Below are 14,990 nucleotides of genomic sequence, written 5' to 3'. Positions count from 1 at the left end.
TTTCCTTGCAGTCGTTGACAACTGCACTTTGGCACATTCGATGCCGGTGGAGCAGGAGCCACCCACCTCATCCGCTCAGGGCCGCGAGCGACGTTCCCTAAGATCGGGATGATCAAGGATGCTTCGAGCCTTCGCGGGCTTGCCGAGATAAGCTCTGTTTTCAGTTCTCTTCCAGAACCTGCCGGGCCACGCGAAAGCATTCGAGTGCCTGTGGGACACCGCAATAGATGCCGATCACGTGGATGATCGCTCGGATTTCATCCTGGGTGACCGGTCGATATTTCTGACGGACAAAGGCGCGGAACTGGCGAACGCGTGCCGTCGCCGCCACCGGACAGTTGTCGCAATGCTGGTTGCGCTCAGAGTGCATTCTGCGACAGCCGAGCGGGATGCCGAAGGTATCGAGCACCATGTTAGCGACGAAACGCTTGCTGCGTTCGAGCGGTTTGTAATCTCGTGTGCACGACAGCAACGGTCGTCATGACTGGTCGACAATAGGAACCACATTTGGAGCCGATGCATTGTCACGTTGACTGAGAGCGGGCACGAATGCCAGTAGTTTGAAGTAATTTCGAAAATTCAGCCGAAATTCTTCACCCTGCGAATACACTTGCACTAAAGCTCTTCATAGAGCAGGGCAACATCGACCCTTCGGTCCGCATTCCGAATTCGCGAATGTCTGTTGGCCGCGGCGTAAAGTTGCCAATTGAACTCCTGCCGATTCGGCAAAGGTGGCGCATACTGGACTTTCGCCGCACCTCGTCTGGATGGCAGTTATTCGGACGCTCTTTCTACCGGAGCTGGCTTGGTCTGCCCATCATTGAGGACGTCGAGCAGCGGGCAATCGGAGGTGTCGGCTCCGGTGCAGCATGCGATGGTCCGGGCGAGAACGGTCTCGATCGCCTGGAGATCGTGGATCTTGGCGCGAACCACATCGAGATGATGGCGCCCCATCCGCTCGACCTCGGCGCACGTGTGGCTGCCGCGATCAACGAGGGTCAGCAGGCCGCGAATTTCTTCCATGCTGAAGCCAAGATCCCGGGCCCGCATCACGAAGCTGAGCCGCTCCACATGCGCCGGGCCGTAGCGGCGATGGCCCGATGAGGTGCGCGGCGGATCAGGCATCAGGCCGACATTCTCGTAGTAGCGGATCGTCTCGAGGTTACAGCCTGTCAGCTTGGCCAGATCGGAGCGCTTCAGGTCACTCGCGGGGGCGTGATCATCTGGCATAAGATTTCTCCTTGATCCTGTAGTTGCTACAGACCCTATCTTGTCAGTCATCGAACGACAACAGGGCGCCGGAATGATGGTGGACACGAACGAGACAGAGAGGCTGACGGAGGAAAGGCCCGACAGGACCGCATGGACCGCAACCGGCGCGGGGGTGCTCGGCGCGCTGGCGATGACCTCCTGCTGCATCCTGCCGCTGGTCCTGGTCAGCCTTGGTGTCACCGGGGTTTTCATCGGTCAGCTCACCGCACTCTACGCCTACAAGTGGGTGACCTTCTCTCTCGCGGCAGTCGCCCTCGGGTATGGCTTCTGGAAGGCTTACCGTCCGGTGCCCGCCGAGAGTTGCGGCACCTGCGCCCGCCCGGTGGATCGCGGCATCATGCGTGGGCTGCTCTGGAGTGCGCTGGCCGTGGTCCTGCTGGCCCTGGTCTTTCCCTATGTCGCGCCGCGCATCCTGACCTTCTGAAATCGGAGCCCATCATGAGACACCTGTTATTCGCTGCGATCCTTTCGATGTCGCCGACCGCGATCCTCGCGGCCGAGGCCGAGACCCGCCTGCACGTCACCGGTCTGACTTGCCCCTCGTGCAGCTATATCGTCGCCACGGCGCTCAAGCGCGTGGAGACGGTGGAGATCGCGGGGTTCTTCGAGGGCGAGGCCGAGGACGGCGTTTATGTCTTGCACTATGATGACGCCGTCACCGACCCGGACCAGTTGATCGCCGCCGTCACCGGCGTAGGCTATGGTGCCACATTGGCCACAGAAGGCGGCTCGTGACTTGGCGCGAGGCAAACCCGCGGGACGACCGTCTGCTGAAATACGGGCTGATGGGCACCGTCATCGTGGCGCTGTGCTGCTTCACTCCGATCCTGGTGATCCTCCTGGGCGCAGTTGGGCTCTCCGCCATGTTGGGCTGGCTCGACATCGTGCTCCTGCCTGCGCTCGCGGTGTTCATCGGCATCACCCTTTACGCGCTCTGGCGGCGCCAGCGCACCAACTGAAGAGAGATTGACATGAAAGATTGCTGCACCCCCGAGGGCGGCGCCTACGACCTTGCCGTGATCGGCGCTGGTTCGGCCGGATTTTCGGCTGCGATAACCGCCGCAGAGGCCGGGGCACGTGTGGCCCTGATCGGCGATGGCACCATCGGAGGGACCTGCGTCAATGTGGGTTGCGTGCCCTCCAAGGCTCTGATCCGCGCCGTGGAGGGCCTGCACCAAGCGCGCGGCGCGAACCGGTTCGACGGCATCGAGGCCGAGGGCCGCGTCACCGACTGGGCTGCGACAGTGGCACAGAAACAGGCGCTCGTGGATGAGTTGCGCGCGGCAAAATACGCCGACGTGCTGCCGCGGCACGAGAACGTGGACTACATCGAGGGTCGTGCCCGGTTCGACGAGCAGGGTCGGCTTACCGTAGACGGCGAGGCGTTCCCGGCAGCGAAGATCGTCATCGCCACCGGGTCGCGCCCCCACGTGCCCGCGATCCCTGGCGTCGAGGAGACCGACGCCCTCGACAGCACATCGGGCCTGGACCTGACCGCGCTGCCCGCTTCGCTGCTGGTCCTCGGCGCGGGCTATATCGGCGTGGAGTTGGCGCAGCTCTTCGCCCGCGCCGGTGTCGCAGTGACGCTGGTCAGCCGCCGCGGCGTCCTGCCGGAGGCCGAGCCGGAGATCTCCGAGGCCTTGGAGCGCTACCTCGCTGACGAGGGCATCCGTTTGGCCCGGATCACCGGCTATGAAAGCGTGGCACGCGATGAAAGCACCATTCGCCTGGCGGGCACCGGAGGTGAAGGCTTCGGCGCCGAGAGGCTGTTGCTCGCCACTGGACGGGTGCCGAATAGCGACGACCTGAACCTCAATGCCGCCGGGATCGAGACCGATGCGCGGGGCGGGATCGTGGTAGATGCGCAGATGCGAACCGCCAACCCGCACGTCTGGGCCGCAGGAGATGTCACCGGGCGCGACCAGTTCGTCTACATGGCGGCCTACGGCGCCAAGATCGCCGCGCGGAACGCGGTGGCGGGCGAGGCGCGCCCCTACGACAATGGCACGATGCCCTGGGTGGTCTTCTCCGACCCCCAGGTGGCGGGCGTCGGCCTGAGCGAGGCGCAGGCCCGTGCCGCCGGACACGAGGTCGTCACCTCGGTCCTGCCGCTCGACGCCGTGCCGCGCGCGATCGCCGCCCGCGACACGCGCGGGCTGATCAAGCTGGTGGCCGAGGCAGGCAGCAAGCGACTGCTCGGCGCGCAGATCCTCGCCCCCGAGGGCGCCGACAGCATCCAGACGGCGGCCATGGCCCTGAAGGCACGGCTGTCCTACGAGGAGCTGGGCGACACGATCATGCCCTATCTCACAACCGTCGAGGGGCTGAAGCTCGCCGCCCAGACTTTCGAGAAGGACGTGGCCGCGCTCAGCTGCTGCGCCGGGTAGCGTTCTTCATCGCCAGAGGACACGGAGCGCTCCATGCCGACCCTTGCCACCTATATCGGCGCCGCCCTCGCCGAAATCGCCGGATGCTTCGCCTTCTGGGCTTGGCTCCGGCTCGACAAGCCGATCTGGTGGATCGCGCCGGGCATGGCCTCGCTGGCGCTCTTCGCCTACCTTCTGACGCTGGCCGACAGCGCTGCCGCCGGGCGGGCCTACGCAGCTTATGGAGGCATCTATATCGCGGCCTCCCTGTTCTGGCTCTGGGCCGTCGAAGGGGTGCGACCGGATCGGTGGGACGCGATCGGAGTCGGCCTGTGCCTTCTGGGTGCCTTCATCATCCTCGCGGGCCCCCGGGCACCGGTCTGAAATCACCAAACTCAACATGTTCGAGAGAGGAGCAGAGATGACCGACACGCTGGACCTGATTGTCATTGGCGCCGGCATGGCCGGGATCAACGCGGCGAAGAAATGCGCCCGCGCCGGTTGGTCTGTCGCCATCGTCGACGAGCTTCCCTACGGCGGCACCTGCGCGCTCAGGGGGTGCGACCCGAAGAAGATGCTGCGCGCCGGTGCCGAGGCGGTGGAGGCCGCGCGGCGGCTTGAAGGCAAGGGCGTTGCAGGAGACACCCAGATCGACTGGCCGGCGCTGATGAAGCACAAGGAGAGCTTCACCGATCCCGTGCCTGACAGCATGGAGAAGGGGCTGACAGAGGCCGGAGTGCGAACGCTGCACGGACGCGCCCCCTTCACCGCCGAGGACTGGGTCGAGATCGACGGCCATGGCGAGATCGCCTTCCGCCACGCGCTGATCGCTATGGGAGCGAAGCCGCGACCGCTTTATTTTCCCGGGGCCGAAGGGCTGATCGACAGCACCGACTTCCTGAACCTCGCGGAGCTGCCCCGCAGGATTGTGTTCGTCGGCGGTGGCTACATCTCTTTCGAGTTCGCCCATATCGCGGCCCGGGCCGGGGCACAGGTGACCATCCTCGACCGCGGCGCGCGGCAGTTGAAAATGTTCGATCCCGACCTCTTGGAGATGCTGCTGAAGCGCAGCCGCGCGGCGGGCATCGAGATCGTGGCCGAGGCCGAAATTGAGCGGATCGAGGATGAAGGTGGGGCGCAGCGCGTGATCTACCGGATCGCGGGCGAGAGCCACGCCGCCGAGGCCAATCTCGTCGTTCGCGGCGCGGGCCGCGTGCCTGCCATCGACCATCTCGACCTTTCTGCCGCTGGGGTCGAGACCGAGCACGGCGGAGTCAAGGTCACGCCTTGGCTGCAATCCCCGTCGAACCCGCGCATCTTTGCGGCCGGCGACGCCGCTGGCTCCCCCGGCAAGCCGCTGACCCCTGTAGCCGTGTACGAGGGCAAGATCACCGCCTCCAACATGCTCCAGGACAAGCGGGCCGAGCCCGATTACACAGGCGTGCCGAGCGTGGTGTTCACCATTCCCGAACTGGCCCGGGTCGGCCTGCTCGAGGACGAGGCGCGCGAGACAGGCGAAGTCGAGGTGCGTTTCACCGACACCTCGGGCTGGTTCTCGCAGAAGCGACTGGGCGAAAGCCATGCGGGCGCGAAGATCATCACCGGCAAGGACGGCCAGAACCTCGGGGCACACATGTTCGGCCCGGACTACGCCGAGCTGATCAATGTCTTCTCACTGGCGATCAAGCTCGGGCTGACGGCGGCCCAGGTGAAGGTCATGCCGGCAGCCTACCCGAAATGGAACGACTTGGCCAGGACGCTTTGGGCCGATCTCATCTCCGCTGCGCACCGCGAAAACTCCACCGTTCCTTTTGCGTGAGTTGCTCTCCCGCTCAGGCAGAATATGGAGCTTCTCGAAGGTACAGAAAAAGCCAGACGCGATTTTTCTTCGCTAAAGCCAATTTTTTTTGACGCCCGAGTGCTTGAGGCATCCATGCAGGGCATTCACGTCGTAGAGGTCGTCGCTTGTGGGCGCGAAGGCATAGGTGTGCAGCGCCTCGATTTCGGCCGCAATGGGAAGGCGGGAGAGATCCACGCCCCAGGCCTCCTCGGGATCGCGCCCAAGAAACGCCTCGCCCTGTTCCGAGTTGTCGGTAGCGAGAACGATATGCTTGGCCTGCACCACAAGCGTTGCGGCCAGTTCGCGGCGAAGGTCAGAGAGGAAAGGGCGCGGTATTGTGAGCTCCATGAAGCGTATTTGCGCTTTGCCGGTACAGCGCACACCTGAAGTCGTAGGTACAGTACACGTGAACACACAGATATTTTCTTATCTCTTTGGGTGACTTGGGACGGGGCGGCGGCCCAGACTGGGAGCCCGTGTACGAGTTACCGTCGACGGTCAGTTCTCGATGGTGATCGACGCTGGCGCGAACAGTCTCGGAGCTTTCGCCGGGAAGAGGACATCCGGCACTTTAGGTCCTGGCGGACGTGGTCAGCGACGCCTTCCAACGTCGAGACGCGGATGTAGTCCTGCTCGAAGCGAGACGGCGAGACGACGGACGTGCCATCGGCATGTCGGTGCGGCGTGACGATCTCGCCTTTCAATTCTCCTCGTGCGATGCGGGCCTGGATCTTTATGTGCGAATTCTCCTGCGGTGATCGAGAACCTTTTGAGCAAGCCGTTATTGGCAAATCAAGCATCGCGCCTTGCCATGGCGAAACTTCGGGAGGTTACCTGTCTGAAGATTGTTGTGATCAAGAGAGCAAACAGGTGGTAACTTCACGCACGGATTTCGCCGCTGGTCACAGGCGGGTGATGCGGCATCCTCAAAGCTTCACCCGGCGCAGGCGTAGCGCGTTGGTGATGACCGAGACCGAGGACAGGCTCATTGCCGCCGCAGCGATCATCGGGGACAGGAGCAGCCCGATGAACGGATAGAGGATCCCCGCCGCGATGGGCACGCCCGCCGCGTTGTAGGCGAAGGCGAAGAAGAGGTTCTCCTTGATGTTGCGCAACGTGGCGGTGGCCAGCTTGCGAGCGCGGACGATGCCGACAAGGTCGCCGCCCAGCAGCGTGATCCCGGCGCTTTCCATCGCCACGTCGGCACCGGTGCCCATCGCGATGCCGACATCGGCGGCGGCGAGGGCAGGGGCATCGTTCACCCCGTCGCCCGCCATCGCGATATGGGCGCCTTGCGCGCGCAACTCCTCGACCAGCGCCTTCTTGTCCTCGGGCAGTACGCCAGCGCGCACCTCGTCGATACCGAGATGGCGTGCCACGGCCTCGGCGGTGCGCTGGTTGTCACCGGTCGCCATGATGACCCGCAGGCCAAGCGCGTGAAGTTCGCGGATCGCCCCCGCGGTCGTCTCCTTGATCGGGTCGGCCACGGCGACGAGCCCGGCCAGTTCCCCGTCCACCGCCACATACATCGCCGTCTTGCCGTCCTCACGCAGCGCGTCCGCGCTCTCGTCGGCGGCGGAGGTGTCGATCTTCAGCGCCTCCATCAGTGCGGCGTTTCCGAGCGCTACCCGCCGGCCGGAGACGTTGCCTGTCACCCCCTTGCCGGTAACAGCGTCGAAATCGGTCGAGTCGTGTCGCGGCACGCCCCGGTCCCGTGCGCCCTGCACAATGGCCTCGGCCAGAGGGTGTTCAGATCCGCGTTCAAGGGCCGCAGCAAGGGAGAGCACGTCTTCCTCGTCGCTACCGGCCAGCGCTACCACGTCGGTCAGCTTCGGTTTGCCCATTGTCAAAGTGCCGGTCTTGTCGACGATTATCGTGTCAACGCGTGCCATGCGCTCCAGCGCCTCGGCGTCCTTGATCAGCACACCCGCCTGCGCGCCGCGCCCGGCGGCCGTCGTGATCGAGATCGGCGTGGCGAGGCCGAGCGCACAGGGGCAGGCAATGATCAGCACCGAGACCGCCGAGGCGATGGCGAAAGCGAGCGCCGGGTCCGGGCCGATCGCGAGCCAGGTAAAGAAGGCGATTACAGCGATTGCGACTACCGTCGGCACGAAGATCGAGGACACGCGATCAGCAAGCCCCTGGATCGGCGCGCGAGAGCGGCGGGCGCCGGCGACCATGTCGACGATCTGGGCCAACACCGTGTCCGCGCCTACCTGCGTCGCGCGGAATGCCAGCGTGCCGTTCTTGTTGATCGTGCCGCCGGTCACGCGGTCGCCCTCGGTCTTCTCGACCGGGACAGGTTCGCCGGTGATCATGCTTTCATCGACCGACGAGCGGCCCTCGACCACTTCACCATCCACGGGGATGCTGTCGCCGGGGCGGACGCGGAGCATGTCGCCCTCGACCACGTTCTCGAGCGGCGCGTCGTATTCGCTGCCGTCGGGCAGGATGCGCCGCGCGGTCTTGGGGGCGAGATCCAGCAGTGCGCGGATCGCGTCGCCGGTGCGTTCGCGGGCGCGCAGTTCCAGCACCTGGCCCACGAAGATCAGCGCGACGATCACGACTGCCGCTTCGAAATAAGTGCCGACACCTTCGCCCATCCGGTATTCCTTCGGGAAGATGCCCGGCAGGAATGTCGCAAAAAGCGAGTAGATGTAGGCCGCGCCGACCCCCAGCGAGATCAGCGTCCACATGTTCGGGGACTTGTTGCGGAACGAGTCGAGCCCGCGCTTGAAGAACGGCAGTGCGGCCCAGAGCACGATGGGCGTGGCGAGCAGGAATTCGACATAAGTGGCTATGCGTTGCCCGATCCAGTCGCGCACCGGCAGCCCAATCAGTTCGCCCATGGTCAGGATCACCAGCGGCACGGCGGCCGCCGCGCTGATCCACATGCGGCGGGTGAAGTCGGTCAGCTCCTCGGAGGGTTCGTCGCTGGGCACCATGGGCTCCAGCGCCATGCCGCAGATTGGGCAGGCCCCGGGTTCGTCCCGTACGATTTCGGGGTGCATCGGGCAGGTCCATTGCGTGCCGGGCTGCGCCTGCTGACCCGCCTTGTCGACGTTACCCGAGGCGTAGAGCCACGGGTCGGCCTTGAATTTCTCCTCGCAGCCCTCCGAGCAGAAATGATAGGTCTCGCCGCCGAAATCCTGGGTGCGGGTGTCGTCCTTGACCTCGACGGTCATGCCGCAGACCGGATCCTTCACCGTTTCGGCCCCGTCGGGGATCGGGGCGCCGTGGCCGTGATGGTGATGATGTTTCGCGTGCTCGGACATGACCGACTCCTTTTCACACTGCCTTGATGGGCCCTCCAGTGACTGGAAGGTCAAGCGCCGTGTTGATGGTTCTGCCGCGGTGGCGGGCGCAACCGCAGGAAGATGTGCTCGAACAGGAAGACGACCGCCATCCCGGCAAGAGCGATCAGCACGATGGACGAGTCCGTCTGCCACTTCATCACCGCGAAGGCAGCCAGCACCACCGCGTCGAGCCCGATGGCCGTCAGCAGGATCCAGCCGCGGGCGCCGACCTCGGCCCGCAAGTTCCGGAAAACGCCCCAGTGGATCAGGATATCCATGACGAGGTAGAAGAACGCCCCCAACGAGGCGATGCGGCCGAGGTCAAAGAAGACGGTCAGCAGGGAGGCGATCACCACCGTGTAGACCAGCGTGTGGTCGCGGACGACGCCGGGCATTCCGAAATGGCTGTGCGGGATCATCTTCATGTCTGTCAGCATGGCCAGCATCCGCGACACGGCAAAGATGCTGGCGATCAGGCCCGAGGCGGTGGCGACCAATGCAAGGGCCACGGTGAGATAGAAGCCGGTGCGCCCGAGCGCCGGCTCGGCGGCCTCGGCCAGGGCATAGTCCTTGGCCGCCACGATCCGGTCGAGCGGCAGGCTGCTGCCGACGGCGAATGCGACCAGTAGGTAGATCAGCGTGCAGACGGCGATGGAGATCACGATCGCCCGGCCCACGTTGCGGTGCGGATCGGTGATCTCGGCACCGCTGTTGGTGATTGTCGTGAAGCCCTTGAAGGCGAGGATGGCCAGCGCCATCGACGCGACGAAGCCAGCCGTGCCGGAGGTTTCGCCGCCGCTGCCGGTGGCCTCGAAGCTGAACCCGCCGACCCAGAGCGCCGCCGCGCCGAACAGCGCGATGCCCCCGACCTTGAGCGCGGCCATAAGCACCGACAGCCACCCGACCGAACGGTTGCCCGAGACGTTGACCAGCCAGGCGAAGAAGATCACGGAGACGCCGATCGCCGGCACCATCCACGTGTCGCGCGGCATGTCGAGGCCGCGCAGCAGGTAATTGGCGAAGGTCCGCGCCACGAGGCTTTCGTTGATGACCATCGACAGCGCCATGAGCAGCGCGGCCCCGGCGGCGACGGTGGTCGGCCCGTAGGCCTTCTGCAGGATCATCCCGATTCCGCCCGCGGACGGGTAGGCGTTCGACATCTTGACGTATGTGTAGGCGCTGAAGGCGGTGACGACCGCGCCGGCAATGAAGGCGAAGGGAAAGAGCGGCCCGGCAAGGTCCGCGATCTGCCCCGTCAGGGCGAGGATGCCGGCGCCGATCATGACGCCGGTGCCCATGGCGATGGCGTCGAGAAGAGTGATGCTGTTTTCCCGGTATTCAGATCTCATCCGGTGTCTCCCTGGTCTATTGTCCGCCCGGCCTGGTGTCGTCTGGCGTCCTTGCCGCCGCGCAGGGCCAGCAGCACCAGCGGCAAGGCGGTCAGCAACCCGAGGCCGAGCGCGATCCATTCCGCCGTGCCGAAATCGCCCACCAACGCGACGCTGCCGAAATGCGCCAGCACGAAGCTTGCCGGCAGGATGCCGCCCATGGTGGCCAGCGCGAAGCGCCAGAAATGCAGCCGGCTCAGCCCTGCGGCGTAGCTCATCGCGTCGAAGGACACGAAGGGCAGAAAACGGCTGATGAAGACGGTCAGCGTCAGCGCGTTCTGAGAGCCGAGCAGGCCGTAGTCGGCCTTGTCCCCGAGCATGCGTTCGACCGCGTCGCGTCCGACCCCACGCGCGATGAGAAAGGCCACGACAGCGCCGGCCTCGGACCCGAGTGCGACGTAGGCTGCGCCCGCGTAATGCCCGTAGGCCGCCCCGGCGGCGAGCGCGATGGGCGCGCTTGGGATCGGGCTGGCGACGACCGCCAGCGCCATCAGACCGATCACCGCCAGCGGTCCCCAAGCGCCGGCATTGGCGACCCAGGCCGCGACTTGCGTGCGGTCGATCTCCGGCGGGCGCCAGCCCAGCGCCAAGGAAAGGGCCAGCAGGCCGAGAAGCCCCGCTCCAATCCATGCCCGGGCCCCGAGACGCGCCTTCCCGTGCCTTTGAGACATGTCAGGCGAGATCGGGGGGCAGAGAGTCCAGCGCGGTCCCGAGCGGCACGACCGGCAGACCGGCTGCGATCCACCCTGGACCGGCCTTCGCGCCCAGCATTCCCTCAGAAATGTCGACATAACCCGGGTATCCCGCGCGTCGCAATGCCAGTAGCACCGATGCAGACCGGCCTCCGGTCGCGCAGATCAGACCGACCGTCCGGCCACCGGCAAGGGCCTTTGCGGCGAAGAGGCGATCGGCGAACAGATCCTCATGCATGCTGATTGGCCAAATTCCAGTGCCAACGCCGGTATTCCGCCATTCTTCACGGGATCTCACGTCGATAATCCGCGCGTCATCGGCGAGAAGCGCGTCATGGGCCTGTCGTGCCGACCAGATCTCACTGTATCGGGCGTCTGCGCGGGACGCCAAAAGGGAAGTGCCCGCCGCCGCCAGCCCCAGCAGGACCTGGCGCCGACTGCCCGCTTGCCCCAAGATATCACGCCGCATCGATGGCGCCCATCAGCATGTCGCGCACCTGTCCCGCGACGGCGTGCAGATTGTCGTTGTCGATGGCCGTCATCGAGGCCACGGGGTCTATGGCGCTGATCTCGGTGCCGCCGGCGGTCTCGCGCAGGATGACGTTGCAGGGCAGCATCGCACCGACGCGCGGCTCGAGACCGATGGCCTCGTAGGCCATCTTGGGGTTGCAGGCCCCGAGAATGCGGTAGCCGTCCATCTCCGCGCCGATCTTCTTCTTCATGGTTTCCTTCACGTCGATCTCGGTCAGAACGCCGAAACCGGCGTCCGAAAGAGAGGCGCGGACGCGCTGGTCGGCATCGTCGATGGAAACGCCCGTCAGCAGGCGGTCGTGCGTGTAGTTCATGAAAATTCTCCTTTTCGAACGGATTCGGCCCGGTCAGGCAGACCGGGCCCCAGGTCAACGCACCGTTGCCGGATCAGTTCGGATCCGGCGTGTCCGGCATCATCGGTCGATTGCCCATGTCGTCCTCGCGCATCCTGTCCATGCGACCGGCGAGGGCGTTCATTTCCGCGGACGTGATCGCGCCGTTCCCGTCCGCATCCAGATGCTGGAAGCGGTCGACCATCGTTTCGCGCATCATGGCGGCGTGCCAGGCGGCGAACTCGTCGAGGCTCAGCGCGCCGTCACCGTCCGCGTCGTACTCTTCGAGACGCGACATCATCATCTGGCCGGGCATGTCCTGCGTCATGCCGCGCACCATGTCCGGTCCCAACATCATCTGCATCATGCCACGGTCCATCATCGACATGCCGCCTTGGCCGGGGCTGGCCATTGGACCCATGCCGGGCCCCATAGCGCCCGTGCCGTGCATCTGCATCATCATCTCCATCATATAGCCCATCATTTCGTGCCCGTCGCCCCCCCCGGGCATGACCTCGGCGCCCATGAGGGGCGCAGAGCCGCGATCGTGATGGTTGCTGTCCGCCCACGCGCTGCCGGCGATCACGACAGCTATTGCGAGAATGCTTGCGGGTGTTGCCAATCTCGGCATGGAATCCTCCTTTGGTTGGGTCGATACCAGTCAGATCGGCATGATGGCGCGAATTGGAAGGCAAGCGCACCGAGGGAATTGTAACCGTCTGTCGCAGAAGGTTTGCCTGATACAATCCGCTACAATTCCACTGATGAAACGCCAAAAGACATTCCGTTAGGAGATGCCCATGGGACAGCCGCCGCATATCCTCGTCGTCGACGACCACGCGCAGATCCGCGAGAGCGTAAAGCGCTTTCTGGAAAAGAACGGAATGCGCGCGACCGCGGCGAAGGACGCCACTGACATGGACGCGAAACTCGCGGCCGGGCATTTCGACCTTCTCGTGCTCGACGTGATGATGCCCGGCGAGGACGGGCTCTCGGTCTGCCGGAGGCTGACCGCCGAGGGCGCTTTGCCGATCATCATGCTGACGGCGCTCGGCGAGGAATCCGACCGCATCGTCGGTCTCGAGATTGGCGCCGACGATTATCTCGCCAAACCGTTCAGCCCCCGCGAACTGCTCGCCCGGATCAAGTCCGTCCTGCGTCGCAGCCACAAGGAAGAACCCCTTGCCAGAAAGTTCTCGGGGCGGAAGGTGCGGTTCGACCATCTCGTGCTGGACACCGACCGCCAGGTCCTCGTCGACGACGAGCAGAGCGAGATTCCCCTCACAAGCTCCGAATTCCGGTTGCTGATCGTTCTGCTCGAGCGGGCGCGCATGGTGCTGAGCCGCGACCAGTTGCTCGATCTCACCGCCGGTCGCACCGCCGGGCCGCTGGACCGGACGATCGACAACCAGATCAGCCGCCTGCGCCGCAAGATCGAACCCGATGTCCTGCGTCCGACGATCATCAAGACGGTCCGCAACGGCGGGTATTGCCTGGCCACCGATGTGGAGGACGAGGCGTGAGTTCGCGGTACGTGACGTCGCTGCGGGTCCAGTTGATTCTGATGGTCGTCGCAGCACTTGTCGCGGCCCAACTGGTCAGCCTGTTCCTGTTTGCCGACGAGCGAAGCCTCGCGATCCGCGCGGCGCTGGGGTTCGAGGCGGCGGGTAGGGCCGCGAACGTGGCGCGGCTGATCGAGGAGGCGCCAGCCGATCTGCACGCGTCGATCCTGCGGGCCGCCAATTCGCCCCTCGTGCGTTTCGATCTGTCAGATACCGCGTCGGTCCAGCACACGGATCACTCCGACGGTGGCCTCGTCGAGTCGCGCATCCGGACCCTGCTGGACGACAGTTTCAGCAGGGATATCCGCGTCGAGCTGCACCAGGTGGAAGGGCAACTGATGCCGCTGCCCAACCTGTCGCGCGAAATGACCGACATGCACATGGCGATGATGCGGGGTGAGTTGACAGCGGTCGAGATGAACCTCTCCATCGCCATCCGGGGCGGCCAGTGGCTCAACGTGGGCACCCGCTTCGAACGGCCGCCGATCCAGTGGCCGCTCTACTCGACGCTGACCTTCGCGCTGTCGGCGGGGCTGCTGCTGGTCGTCGTGATCTGGTTCGTGATGACGCGCCTGACCGGCCCCCTGCAGCGGTTGGCCCTGGCGGCCGACAACCTCGGACGTGGCGAGGACGTGGCCGAGCTTCCCGTCGCCGGACCGACCGAGGTCCGGGACCTCACGCGGGCCTTCAACCGGATGCAGGATCGCCTGACACGCTTCGTCAGGGACCGGACGCAGATGCTTGCGGCCCTGGGCCACGACCTGCGCTCGCCGCTGACAGCCATGCGCGTGCGCGCCGAGATGGTCGACGATGACGAGACGCGCGACAGTCTCGTGGCGTCCGTTGAAGAGATGCACGGCATGGTCGATGCGACGCTGACCTTTGCCCGGGGGCTGACCGGTGCAGAGCAGCCGGAGACCATCGACCTGCACGACTTCCTCGACGCTATGCGCGCCGACACGCCTGGCGGCTTCGACCTCGAAGCCGGGCCGACTATCGAGGCGCGCCTGAGGCCCAACGCCATTCGGCGGGCGCTTCGCAACGTGATCGAGAACGCCAATCGCTACGGTGGCGGCGCCTCGGTCACGTGGTATCGTCGGGGCGACACGCTCGTGCTGACGGTCGATGACCGCGGCCCCGGTATTCCTCGAGACAAGTTGGAGAAGGTCTTCGACCCTTTCTACCGGCTCGAGGAGTCGCGGTCGCTCGAAACCGGGGGACACGGCCTGGGCCTGTCGATTGCAAGGACGATCGTCCAGGCGCATGGCGGCGACATCGTGTTGGAAAACCGCGAACAGGGCGGGCTGCGCGCGGCTGTCGCCATCCCGCTCGCGGTAGAAACATCCGAAGCAAGGAGAGACCGATGACCTCGAAACTCTGGAGCCTGACCGCCGCTGCGAGCATCGCCGCATCGGCTGCAATGGCCGACTCCGAAGGCCCGTGGGACGGGCACATGATGTGGGGCGGCGGCTATGGCGTCTTAGGGGGGCTCATGATGGTGATCTTCTGGGGCGTCATCATCGGCCTGATCGTGCTGGCTGTCCATTGGGTTCGGGACAACCGCACCGGTGCCACACGGCCCACTGACGCGCTCGACATCCTGCGGGAACGACTGGCCAAGGGCGAGATCGATGAAGAGGAATTTCGTCGGCGCAAGGCCGCGCTCGACGAGTGAGGCACGTGACCCGACGCATGAGACCCGACGAAAGAC

18 protein-coding genes and 1 pseudogene are annotated in these 14,990 nt (G+C 65.1%); 10 read left to right on the top strand and 9 right to left on the bottom strand.

What is annotated here, in order from left to right:
• Positions 1–160: 160 nt before the first annotated feature.
• A pseudogene (locus KZZ07_RS27720) lies at positions 161–271 on the bottom strand (carboxymuconolactone decarboxylase family protein); the annotation flags it as partial.
• Positions 272–346: 75 nt separating this feature from the next.
• Here KZZ07_RS27720 and KZZ07_RS28090 point away from each other — a divergent pair.
• Positions 347–484: a hypothetical protein gene (locus tag KZZ07_RS28090; protein WP_370631151.1), complete on the top strand. Its 138-nt coding sequence runs from the start codon at positions 347–349 to the stop codon at positions 482–484.
• Positions 485–774: 290 nt separating this feature from the next.
• Here KZZ07_RS28090 and KZZ07_RS13355 read toward each other — a convergent pair whose 3' ends face one another.
• Positions 775–1,230 carry a MerR family transcriptional regulator gene (locus KZZ07_RS13355; RefSeq protein WP_219514743.1) on the bottom strand — a complete coding sequence of 152 codons (456 nt, stop codon included), beginning with the start codon at positions 1,228–1,230 and terminating at the stop codon, positions 775–777.
• A gap of 76 nt (positions 1,231–1,306) precedes the next feature.
• On the opposite strand from KZZ07_RS13355, the gene KZZ07_RS13350 reads away from it, so the two are divergent.
• The 6 genes from KZZ07_RS13350 to KZZ07_RS13325 are packed head-to-tail and all read left to right on the top strand — an operon-like array spanning position 1,307 to position 5,457.
• Positions 1,307–1,696: a mercuric transporter MerT family protein gene (locus KZZ07_RS13350; RefSeq protein ID WP_370631153.1), complete on the top strand. Its 390-nt coding sequence runs from the start codon at positions 1,307–1,309 to the stop codon at positions 1,694–1,696.
• 14 nt (positions 1,697–1,710) lie between these two features.
• Positions 1,711–2,007 carry a heavy-metal-associated domain-containing protein gene (locus KZZ07_RS13345; RefSeq protein WP_219514741.1) on the top strand — a complete coding sequence of 99 codons (297 nt, stop codon included), beginning with the start codon at positions 1,711–1,713 and terminating at the stop codon, positions 2,005–2,007.
• A complete protein-coding gene (merF, locus tag KZZ07_RS13340; RefSeq protein WP_219514740.1) occupies positions 2,004–2,231 on the top strand; it encodes a mercury resistance system transport protein MerF in 228 nt (75 codons plus the stop codon). The genes KZZ07_RS13345 and merF overlap by 4 nt, the downstream gene beginning before the upstream one ends.
• Before the next feature lie 12 nt (positions 2,232–2,243).
• Positions 2,244–3,659, top strand: a complete 1,416-nt coding sequence (gene merA / locus KZZ07_RS13335) for a mercury(II) reductase (RefSeq protein ID WP_219514739.1) — start codon at positions 2,244–2,246, stop codon at positions 3,657–3,659.
• A gap of 33 nt (positions 3,660–3,692) precedes the next feature.
• Positions 3,693–4,022: a YnfA family protein gene (locus KZZ07_RS13330; protein ID WP_219514737.1), complete on the top strand. Its 330-nt coding sequence runs from the start codon at positions 3,693–3,695 to the stop codon at positions 4,020–4,022.
• A gap of 37 nt (positions 4,023–4,059) precedes the next feature.
• On the top strand, positions 4,060–5,457 hold the full coding sequence (locus tag KZZ07_RS13325) for a dihydrolipoyl dehydrogenase family protein (RefSeq protein WP_219514735.1): 1,398 nt from the start codon (positions 4,060–4,062) through the stop codon (positions 5,455–5,457).
• Positions 5,458–5,529: 72 nt separating this feature from the next.
• Here KZZ07_RS13325 and KZZ07_RS13320 read toward each other — a convergent pair whose 3' ends face one another.
• The 7 genes from KZZ07_RS13320 to KZZ07_RS27710 form a co-directional block, all read right to left on the bottom strand.
• Complete coding sequence (locus tag KZZ07_RS13320; RefSeq protein ID WP_219514733.1) at positions 5,530–5,826, bottom strand: hypothetical protein; 297 nt, start codon at positions 5,824–5,826, stop codon at positions 5,530–5,532.
• Between the two features lie 578 nt (positions 5,827–6,404).
• Positions 6,405–8,753, bottom strand: a complete 2,349-nt coding sequence (locus KZZ07_RS13315) for a heavy metal translocating P-type ATPase (RefSeq protein ID WP_219514731.1) — start codon at positions 8,751–8,753, stop codon at positions 6,405–6,407.
• Positions 8,754–8,803: 50 nt separating this feature from the next.
• On the bottom strand, positions 8,804–10,123 hold the full coding sequence (locus tag KZZ07_RS13310) for an APC family permease (protein WP_219514730.1): 1,320 nt from the start codon (positions 10,121–10,123) through the stop codon (positions 8,804–8,806).
• A complete protein-coding gene (locus KZZ07_RS13305) occupies positions 10,120–10,833 on the bottom strand; it encodes a TVP38/TMEM64 family protein (protein ID WP_219514729.1) in 714 nt (237 codons plus the stop codon). Before KZZ07_RS13305 ends, KZZ07_RS13310 begins: the two co-directional genes overlap by 4 nt.
• 1 nt (position 10,834) lies before the next feature.
• Positions 10,835–11,323, bottom strand: a complete 489-nt coding sequence (locus KZZ07_RS13300) for a rhodanese-like domain-containing protein (protein ID WP_255564332.1) — start codon at positions 11,321–11,323, stop codon at positions 10,835–10,837.
• Positions 11,313–11,699: a DUF302 domain-containing protein gene (locus KZZ07_RS13295; protein WP_219514728.1), complete on the bottom strand. Its 387-nt coding sequence runs from the start codon at positions 11,697–11,699 to the stop codon at positions 11,313–11,315. Before KZZ07_RS13295 ends, KZZ07_RS13300 begins: the two co-directional genes overlap by 11 nt.
• A 73-nt stretch (positions 11,700–11,772) precedes the next feature.
• On the bottom strand, positions 11,773–12,348 hold the full coding sequence (locus KZZ07_RS27710) for an EF-hand domain-containing protein (RefSeq protein ID WP_255564331.1): 576 nt from the start codon (positions 12,346–12,348) through the stop codon (positions 11,773–11,775).
• A 169-nt stretch (positions 12,349–12,517) separates the two neighbouring features.
• Here KZZ07_RS27710 and KZZ07_RS13285 point away from each other — a divergent pair, with 169 nt between their 5' ends.
• Genes KZZ07_RS13285 through KZZ07_RS13275 form a run of 3 tightly spaced genes read left to right on the top strand, consistent with a single transcriptional unit; the run spans position 12,518 to position 14,954 of the window.
• Positions 12,518–13,240 (top strand): response regulator, encoded by a 723-nt coding sequence (locus KZZ07_RS13285; RefSeq protein WP_219514727.1) that lies wholly within the window; start codon positions 12,518–12,520, stop codon positions 13,238–13,240.
• A 41-nt stretch (positions 13,241–13,281) separates the two neighbouring features.
• On the top strand, positions 13,282–14,646 hold the full coding sequence (locus KZZ07_RS13280; protein ID WP_219514756.1) for an ATP-binding protein: 1,365 nt from the start codon (positions 13,282–13,284) through the stop codon (positions 14,644–14,646).
• The gene (locus tag KZZ07_RS13275) at positions 14,643–14,954 is read left to right on the top strand and encodes an SHOCT domain-containing protein (protein WP_255564330.1); all 312 of its coding nucleotides are present in this window, start codon (positions 14,643–14,645) and stop codon (positions 14,952–14,954) included. The genes KZZ07_RS13280 and KZZ07_RS13275 overlap by 4 nt, the downstream gene beginning before the upstream one ends.
• The last annotated feature ends 36 nt before the right edge of the window (positions 14,955–14,990 follow it).

The sequence above is a fragment of the Mameliella sp. CS4 genome (assembly GCF_019392335.1).
Taxonomy (GTDB): domain Bacteria; phylum Pseudomonadota; class Alphaproteobacteria; order Rhodobacterales; family Rhodobacteraceae; genus Antarctobacter.
This window is presented reverse-complemented; position numbering and strand designations above follow the sequence as displayed.